The sequence below is a fragment of the Streptomyces sp. 7-21 genome (assembly GCF_016741785.1).
Taxonomy (GTDB): Bacteria; Actinomycetota; Actinomycetes; order Streptomycetales; family Streptomycetaceae; genus Streptomyces.
Genome location: NZ_JAERRL010000031.1, coordinates 1 through 2,320, shown reverse-complemented (window position 1 = coordinate 2,320; position 2,320 = coordinate 1). Strand labels below are relative to the sequence as shown.

The window sequence follows — 2,320 nt, the reverse complement described above, 5'->3', positions numbered from 1 at the left end:
GGTGGCCGCCGCCTACGCCGACCGCGTGCTGTACCTGGCCGACGGCCGCGTCGTGGACGACATGGCCAGCCCCACGGCCGAGCAGGTCCTGGACCGGATGCGCCGCTTCGACGCCCGGGGGAGGGTGGCGTGACCGTCCTGAAGACCTCCCTGCGCAGCTTCTTCTCGCACAAGGCGAGGATGCTGCTGTCGGGCCTCGCGATCGCGCTGTCGGTGTCGTTCGTCTCCGGCACCCTCGTCTTCAGCGACACGCTGAACACCACCTTCGACCGGTTCTTCGACGCGGTCGCCGCCGACGTCACCATCTCGCCCGCCGAGGACGACAACGCCCAGGAGACCGGCCGCGGCGCCACGCTGCCTGCCTCGCTGGTCGAGCGCGTGCGCGACGTCGAGGGCGTCGCCGCCGCCGACGGCACGGTGGTCAACGAGCAGCTCACGCTCGTCGGAGCGGACGGCGACACCCTCGACGCCTCCGGCCCTGTCTTCGGCGGCGACTGGGGGCCGGCGGTCCAGCGCGTCATGGACCTCAGCGAGGGCCGCGAGCCCGCGGGGCCGGGCGAGGCGCTGCTCGACTCCGACACCGCCGAGACCAACGAGGTGGCCATCGGCGACGAGATCGACCTGATCACCGTCGACGGCCGGGAGACCGTCGAGATCACGGGCCTGGCGTCGTTCCGGGACACCAACCCCGGTGCCGCCTACCTGCTGCTGGAGCCGGCGGCGGCGCGCACCACGCTGCTGGGCGCGCCCGACGTGGTCAGCGAGATCCATATCCAGGCCGAGGACGGCGTCAGCGACGACGCGCTGAAGCGGCGCATCGAGGAGGCGGACCTCGCGGCAGGCGTGCCGCTCGAGGTGGACACCCGTCAGGAGACGACCAGTGCCATGAGCGCCGAGACCGGCTTCCTCGACGTCATCCGGTACGGCATGCTCGGCTTCGCCGCGATCGCGGTCCTGGTCGGCATCTTCCTGATCGTCAACACCTTCTCCATGCTGGTCGCCCAGCGCACCCGCGAGATCGGGCTGATGCGCGCCATCGGCGCCAACCGGCGCCAGACCGCGCGCACGGTGCTGACCGAGGCGCTGCTGCTCGGCCTGACCGGCTCGGCCGCCGGCGTCGTGGCGGGCATCGGCCTGGCCATGGGGCTCATCGAGCTGATGAACTCCGCGGGCGTCAACATCGACTCCTCGCAGGTGACGGTGAAGGCCGCCACCCCCGTGGCCGGCCTGGCGACCGGCGTGCTGGCCACGCTGCTGGCCGCCTGGCTGCCCGCCCGGCGCGCGGGCCGCGTCTCGCCGATGGCCGCGCTGCGCGAGGCCGCCTCCGGCGGCGCGGCGCACGGCGAGGGCCGGACCGGCCGGGTGCGGGCGGCACTCGGGCTGCTGCTGACGGGCGCCGGCGCCGCGGCGCTGGTGGCCGCGGCCGCGGCCGAGGACACGGCCGACGGCGCGCCGTTCTTGGGGCTCGGGCTGCTGCTGACGCTGGCGGGCGCCATCGTCGTCGGCCCGCTGCTGGCCGCCGTGGTGGTGCGCCTGCTCAACGCCGTGGTGCTGCGCGGCTTCGGCTCCGTCGGGCGCATGGCCGGCCGGAACGCGCTGCGCAATCCGCGCCGCACCGGCGCCACCGCCGGTGCCCTGATGATCGGCCTGGCGCTGGTGGGGGCGCTGTCGGTCGTGGCCACCTCGGTCGTCGCCTCCGCCTCCGACCAGCTCGACCGCACCGTTGGCGCCGACTTCATCATCGAGCCGTCGTCCGGCGGCCTGATCACCCCGCAGGCGGCGCAGGCCGTGGCCGGCACGCCCGGGCTGGAGCACGTCACGGAGTACACGGCCGTCAGCGTGGAGATCACCACGCCGGACGGGGAAACCGAGCAGGAAGACGTCATCGCGGCGGACCCCACCTATGCCGAGGACCTCGTGACGCCCACCGTGGCGGGCGAGCAGGCCGCCGCCTACGAGCCGGACCAGATCTCCGTGGGCGAGTCCTTCGCCGAACGCCACGGCCTTGAGATCGGCGACGAGCTGTCCGTGTCGTTCACCGGCGGCGACACCGCCACGCTGACGCTCGGCGCGATCACCTCCGAGGACACGCTCCTCGACCAGGGGGCCATGTACATGAGCCTGGACACCGCCCGGTCGTACCTGCCGGCCGACCAGGTCCCGCTGAACGTGGTGATGTTCGCCAAGGCCGAGGAGGGACAGCAGGACGCCGCGCAGGCGGCGCTGGAGGACGCGCTCGCGGCGTTCCCGCAGCTTGAGGTGCACGACCAGGACAGCTACAAGCAGCTGCTGGAGGACGAGATCGGCGCCGCGCTGAACC

Annotated in this window: 1 protein-coding gene and 1 pseudogene; both read left to right on the top strand. The window is 73.6% G+C overall.

The genetic code is table 11. The annotated features are described in order from the left end of the window. Positions 1-133, top strand: a pseudogene (locus JK356_RS21410) (ABC transporter ATP-binding protein); the annotation flags it as partial. Beyond that, the coding region (locus JK356_RS21405) for an ABC transporter permease (RefSeq protein WP_201870341.1) at positions 130-2,320 on the top strand (2,191 nt) is incomplete at its 3' end. The pseudogene JK356_RS21410 and the gene JK356_RS21405, both read left to right, overlap by 4 nt.